Below are 6,170 nucleotides of genomic sequence, written 5' to 3' on the forward strand. Positions count from 1 at the left end.
GTAGCATGGCCCGCCTGTGTGTCCTGCCGCTGAGGCAGGCCCGAGTTGATCAGCCCAAGAACCAGCCATGAACGGTAAGACCGTTTCCCTTTTTGTTGCCAAGTGGTGGCGCTTCCGTTAGGAGGCGGCATCTTGTTGCGGTGCATAACCGCTCCTTGCCGCCGTGACGGCAGCAAGGCTTTGATGGCAGTGGCTCTCCGGCACGGCGGCTCCAAGAATCAGGAGTCTGTCCCCATGCCTTTCGCTTGTCTTTCCCCGCATATCCGCACCCAGCGGATCCGTGCGTCCGTGCACTGCTGCTTCGGCTTTGCAATCCAGTCCCCTGTTTTCACCAAGGAGGCGGCATGAGCAAGCTGCTGATGATCGATAACTACGACAGCTTTACCTACAACATCGTGCAGTACTTTGGCGAGCTGGGCGCCGATGTCACCGTGGTGCGCAACGACGAGATCACGCTGGAGGCGCTGATCGCGCTCATGGAGCGCGAAGGCGTGGAGCGCCTGGTGATCTCGCCCGGCCCCTGCTCGCCGGCCGAGGCCGGGATCTCGGTGGCGGCGATCCGTCACTTTGCGGGCAAGCTGCCCATTCTGGGCGTGTGTCTGGGCCATCAGAGCATTGGCGCAGCCTTCGGCGGCGACATTGTTCGCGCAGGCCAGCAAATGCATGGCAAGACCAGCGTCATCAGCACCGACCAGCAAGGCGTGTTCGCGGGCCTGCCCCGGGAATTCACGGTCAATCGCTACCACTCCCTGGCCATAGACAAGAGCACGCTGCCCGATTGCCTGGCAATCACGGCCACCAGCGAGGACGGCGAGATCCAGGGCGTGCGCCATCGCGAGCTGGCCGTGGAGGGCGTGCAGTTCCACCCCGAAAGCATTCTCACCGAGCACGGCCATGCCATGCTGAAGAACTTTCTGACCGCCCAGATCTGAAGGCCCAAGCAAAATACATAGCGGCTTGCGCTTGACCTGTCTTGAATTCAGATACGAATCGTATTGAAAACAAGGATAGACAAGCGCTAGCCGCTCCTGAATTGATTAGCAAAATGACGTCCATCACTCCCCAGGAAGCGCTGCAGCGCACCATCGAGCACCGCGAAATCTTCCACGACGAGATGCTGCACCTGATGCGCCTCATCATGCGCGGCGAGCTCTCGCCCGTGATGACGGCCTCCATCATCACGGGTCTGCGCGTGAAGAAGGAGACCATTGGCGAGATCACGGCCGCGGCCGAGGTCATGCGCGAGTTCTCCAACAAGGTGCATGTGGCCGACAAGACCCATCTGGTGGACATCGTGGGCACGGGCGGCGACGGCGCCCACACCTTCAACATCTCCACCTGCTCGACCTTTGTGATCGCGGCCGCAGGCGGCAAGGTCAGCAAGCATGGCGGGCGCAGCGTCTCCAGCAAGAGCGGCAGCGCCGACGTCATGGAGGCCCTGGGCGTGAACATCAACCTGGGGGCCGAGCAGATCGCGAAGTGCATTGCCGACGTCGGCATAGGCTTCATGTTCGCGCCCAACCACCACCCGGCCATGAAGAACGTGGCGCCCGTGCGCAAGGAGCTGGGCGTGCGCACCATCTTCAACATCCTGGGCCCGCTGACGAATCCGGCCAGCGCGCCCAACATCCTCATGGGCGTGTTCCACGAAGACCTGGTGGGCATTCAGGTGCGCGCACTGCAGCGCCTGGGGGCCGAGCATGCAATCGTGGTCTACGGGCGGGACGGCCTCGACGAAATCAGCCTGGGGGCCGGGACCCTGGTCGGCGAGCTGCGGGACGGCGTGGTGCGTGAATACGAAATCCACCCCGAGGACTTCGGCCTGCGCATGGTGGGCACGCGCGCCTTCAAGGTCGAGACCCCCGAGGAATCCAAGGCCATGCTGCTGGGCGTGCTGCAGGGCGACAGCGGCCCGGCGCGCGATATCGTCTGCCTGAACGCGGGCGCAGCCCTGTATGCGGCGAACGTGGCCAGCTCCATCGAGGACGGGCTGGCGCGTGCCCAGGCCGCGCTGGACAGTGGCGCGGCCCTGGCCAAGCAGCAGCAACTGGCCGCTTACAGCCACGAAGTCACCCGCTGAGTGGCTGTCCCTGGGCTGGGACGTGCCAGGCTTGAGCATTGCCTTGTATAGCGTCGGCCTTGCGTGCCGAGCACCAACGGAAAAAGGAATCCCATGTCAGATATCTTGAAACAAATCTGCGAGGTCAAGGTCCAGGAAGTGGCCGCCGCCAAGAAGCGCATGCCGCTGGCGGACATGCGCCGCGACGCCGAAAGCCGCGTGCTCACGCGCGACTTTGCGGGCGCCTTGCGCGCCAAGATCGCCCAGGGCCAGGCCGGTGTGATCGCCGAGATCAAGAAGGCCAGCCCCAGCAAGGGCGTGATCCGCACGGGCGAATTCATCCCTGCCGACATCGCCCAAAGCTATGCCTTTGGCGACGGCAAGGTCAGCGCCGCCTGCCTCTCGGTGCTCACCGACCGCCAGTTCTTCCAGGGCAGCGTGGACTATCTCAAGCAGGCCCGCGCCAGCTGCTCCCTGCCGGTGCTGCGCAAGGACTTCATGGTCGATCCCTACCAGATCTACGAATCGCGCGCCATGGGCGCGGACTGCGTGCTGTTGATTGCCGCATGTCTGGACGACGCGCAAATGGCCGAAATGGAGCAGATCGCGCAAAGCCTGGACATGGCCGTGCTGGTCGAGGTCCACGACGGCGCCGAGCTGGAGCGCGCGCTCAAGCTCGCCACGCCGCTGGTGGGCATCAACAACCGCAATCTGCGCAGCTTCGAAGTCAGCCTGCAGACCACGCTTGCGCTGCAAAAGCAGGTGCCTGCGGACCGCCTGCTGGTCACCGAGTCCGGCATTGCCAGCGCGGCCGATGTGCAGACCCTGCGCGATGCAGGCATCCACGCCTTCCTCGTGGGCGAGACCTTCATGCGCGCCAAGGAGCCCGGCGAAGCCCTGGCCGAACTGTTCGCCTAGAACTTGCAGTGGCGCTCCTTTAAAAGAAGCAGGTAGCGCTTGCCTATCAACGATTTCAGATAAGAAATGCCTTGAAATGGATGAACACCAAGCGCAAGCCGCTACGCAATTGATTAGCACCAACCCGCAGGACTGGCCCGTGGCCCCGGGCTGGCAGCCCCTGGTCGATGCCTTTTTCGAGCAGGGCGCAGGCCGGCAGTTGCTGGGCTTTCTACAGCAGCGGCTGGATGCGGACGCGGTGGTTTTCCCGCCTCGCCCGCTGCGCGCGCTGGAACTCACACCACCCGAAGCCGTGCGCGTGGTGATTCTGGGCCAGGACCCCTATCACGGGCGCGGCCAGGCCGAAGGGCTGGCGTTCTCCGTGGCCAGCGGCGTGCGCCTGCCGCCCTCGCTGCAAAACATCTTCAAGGAAATGCAGCGCGACCTGGGCCAGCCCTTTCCCGCGTTCCCCAACCCAGGCGGCTCTCTGGTGCAATGGGCGAAAAACGGCGTGCTGCTGCTCAACACCTGCCTCACCGTGGAAGAGGGCCAGGCCGCGAGCCACTCGGGCAAGGGCTGGGAAAAACTCACCGATGCCGTGATACGCCATGTGGCCGAAGGCCAGCGCCCCGTGGTCTTCATGCTCTGGGGCAACCATGCGCAGAGCAAGCGCGTCTTCATCCCGCAGGACCGAGGCCACCTGGTGCTGACCAGCAACCACCCCTCGCCGCTGTCGGCGCTGCGCCCGCCCGTGCCCTTCATAGGCAACGGCCACTTCGGCCGCGCCCGCGAATTTCGCCTGCAGCATGGTTATTGAGATCGTCAACCGGCTCTGAGTCCCGTCCTTCGGCTGCGGCGCAGCCGGCAGAGGGCTTGGCAGGACAGCCCAGAGGCTGGTTTTCACAAGGCCTGCAATGGGGTTCAAGATTGTCTTGAGCAATTCAATTCCGCGCTTTCAGCCGCTGGCGATCGGCTCTCGGCCGAAGCGCAAGCCTGCACGATGATGGACGCTGCAGCGATGCCCTGAAGCGGGCGTGGACGCAATCAAGCCGCAGTGCGGCCAGTCTGCCCGGCGGCAGCCCGCAGAGAGTCTCTCAAACCCCAGGCCCTGCAAGATTGCACACATCAAAATCAATACGCTGCGGCGCTGAATTTCGGGTATTGGGGGTTTTGAGAGACTCTCTAAAGCAAGGATATTTCTCCAAGGCGGTTATCAATACAAAGAAAATAATTTATGGAGGAAGGCCAATTTATGCAACAAATACCTTTCATTCGAAAATTTCAAATCCATCACTTTTTCTATAAAAATTTCTTTAGGTTCAATATTCGTAATAATCTATTTTGACACTCCTTTTCTATTGACAGATCCAAGATTCATATTGTTTTCCATTGACCTGAATTATCATTGCATTTATTTATGGAAACTAGCTCAATCCAGTCATTTGGTAAAACTCCTGATGGATCAGAGCTAAATCTTCTTGCGTCCTTGAAGACTAAATATCTGGATTTAATGTCTTCAGTTACATAAAAATTTCAAATATCTTCTCGAATACGAGAAATGCAGTCTGTTTTTATTTTTTCTTCTCTTCCATTAATTAAAATTTCTTCGCATGCTCAATCACCCAAGTATATGGGTTTGAGAAATTTTTTCGGATTCATTTGAATTTATCTATTTAATTAATTTATCAATGAGCAATAGGATTGTTTTATCTGAATAAATTTCTATTTATATCAAGTGAAATAAATTGACCAATCACTCTTGCTTTTCTTCTGTGTATTGAATATTTCAATGCGAATGAATAATATCTTCTAAAGGATGGCAGTTAGGACTTGGTTTTCGAGAAATTTATGATTATCAATGCTCATGCGAACATCTTTTTGAAAAAAGAATTAATATATAAAGCACTACAGAATTAATTAAGCTTATCAGATAAGCTTTTATTAAAATATAAGGACCAATTAGTGCAATTAAAATTGATGCAAAGATATAATTTACATTGTTGTTGATTGAGTAGTAAATTATCAATATCATGATATATGAAAGTGATGAAGAAAAATAAGGTATTGATGCAGCCAATATTATTTTTTTGGTTGTGGAAAATTTCAATCTTTTACCAAAGAAAATAATAAATAATATTATTGAAAAGAAGGCGTACCCTAATATAAAGGGATTGGTGTATTTGCCAAGATGACGACTAATATAGTCCCATTCTATCCAAAACAACCCAAAAGATCCCAAAAAATGAAATGCAAAAACAAAGAATTCATTTGATTTATATTTCATCTCCACCCCCATCCGTCGCTAGGAAAAAATGGCGATGTTTTAGGGGAATGCTTTAGTCGATTTAATTTTCTACCAAGACTACCCGGGAATAAAGTAAAATCAATATCCTTGAAGGGTCCAACACCTCTCACAGCACTTGCAGTGCACATAGCACATTGAAGAGGCGAGCACCCTCCTTGATTCATAATATTGTTCAGAATTTCCTCCTCTTCTTCTTGTGTTGTTAGGAATCTGATTGTTTCAACAGAAGGACCATCATTTAGTTGGTAGGAAATATAATCATTCAATGAAGCATCAATCCCGTATAGAGCGTCTCCGGATCCCTTTATTTCATTACGAAATGATCCACCTGGATCATAAAGAACTGCGTGATCCCCGCTACCGACGAGCACACCAACATGACCTAGTCCATTTGTATTAATAACAAATACTGTTTCTAATCCGATGGGATCAACATTTTTAATCGGATTACCTTTTGCATAACCGAGCTGGTCAATCCCCCCCTCCAATCCAATCGGATCCTTAGATAAATACCTCCCCGTCTCCGGCTCGTAATACCGATAGCGGTTGTAATGCAGCCCTGTTTCCTCGTCATGGTACTGGCCCGGGAAGCGGATGTGGCTACTGACCCTGCTGCCTGCATCCACCCTGGCCCGCCCAAACGCTCCGTAGTCTGCTTCCCAGATGGTTTTCCCTTGGGCATCGGTGAGCTCCATGGGCGTGCCCAGGTGGTCGCACTGGTACCAGGCCAGCTCTGGTTGGGGGTCATCGGCGCTTTGTTTGCTCTGCACCATGGGCGTAAAACTGCCTGGCGCATAAAGATAATCGGTCTGGCTTTGGGAGTCGCGCTCCAGCGCCAGGGTGTCTCCGTCCCAGGCATAGAGCGTGGTGCCATAGCCGCGCTCGGCATTGCGCTTGTTGATCTGGGCT

General features: G+C 55.4%; 5 protein-coding genes and 1 pseudogene. 4 read left to right on the top strand and 2 right to left on the bottom strand.

The genetic code is table 11. The annotated features are described in order from the left end of the window. Window positions 1-344: 344 nt before the first annotated feature. The 4 genes from G486_RS0111635 (at window position 345) to G486_RS0111650 (ending at window position 3,773) form a co-directional block, all read left to right on the top strand. Entirely contained in the window at window positions 345-932 is a 588-nt protein-coding gene (locus G486_RS0111635; RefSeq protein ID WP_027015693.1) for an aminodeoxychorismate/anthranilate synthase component II, read from the top strand. Window positions 933-1,045: 113 nt separating this feature from the next. Then, the gene (trpD, locus tag G486_RS0111640) at window positions 1,046-2,080 is read left to right on the top strand and encodes an anthranilate phosphoribosyltransferase (protein WP_027015694.1); all 1,035 of its coding nucleotides are present in this window, start codon (window positions 1,046-1,048) and stop codon (window positions 2,078-2,080) included. 93 nt (window positions 2,081-2,173) lie between these two features. Then, window positions 2,174-2,977, top strand: coding sequence for an indole-3-glycerol phosphate synthase TrpC (gene trpC / locus G486_RS0111645; RefSeq protein ID WP_027015695.1), 804 nt, complete (start codon window positions 2,174-2,176; stop codon window positions 2,975-2,977). A gap of 76 nt (window positions 2,978-3,053) precedes the next feature. Beyond that, window positions 3,054-3,773: a uracil-DNA glycosylase gene (locus G486_RS0111650; protein ID WP_027015696.1), complete on the top strand. Its 720-nt coding sequence runs from the start codon at window positions 3,054-3,056 to the stop codon at window positions 3,771-3,773. 557 nt (window positions 3,774-4,330) lie between these two features. Here the strand turns inward: G486_RS0111650 and G486_RS24785 are convergent. Together G486_RS24785 and G486_RS23575 are read right to left on the bottom strand one after the other, a co-directional pair. Then, a pseudogene (locus G486_RS24785) lies at window positions 4,331-4,477 on the bottom strand (DUF6258 family protein); the annotation flags it as partial. Between the two features lie 759 nt (window positions 4,478-5,236). Then, a partial coding sequence (locus G486_RS23575; protein ID WP_211233783.1) for an RHS repeat domain-containing protein occupies window positions 5,237-6,170 on the bottom strand: 934 nt, incomplete at its 5' end.

The organism is Comamonas composti DSM 21721, from assembly GCF_000429845.1.
Taxonomy (GTDB): Bacteria; Pseudomonadota; Gammaproteobacteria; order Burkholderiales; family Burkholderiaceae_C; genus Comamonas; species Comamonas composti.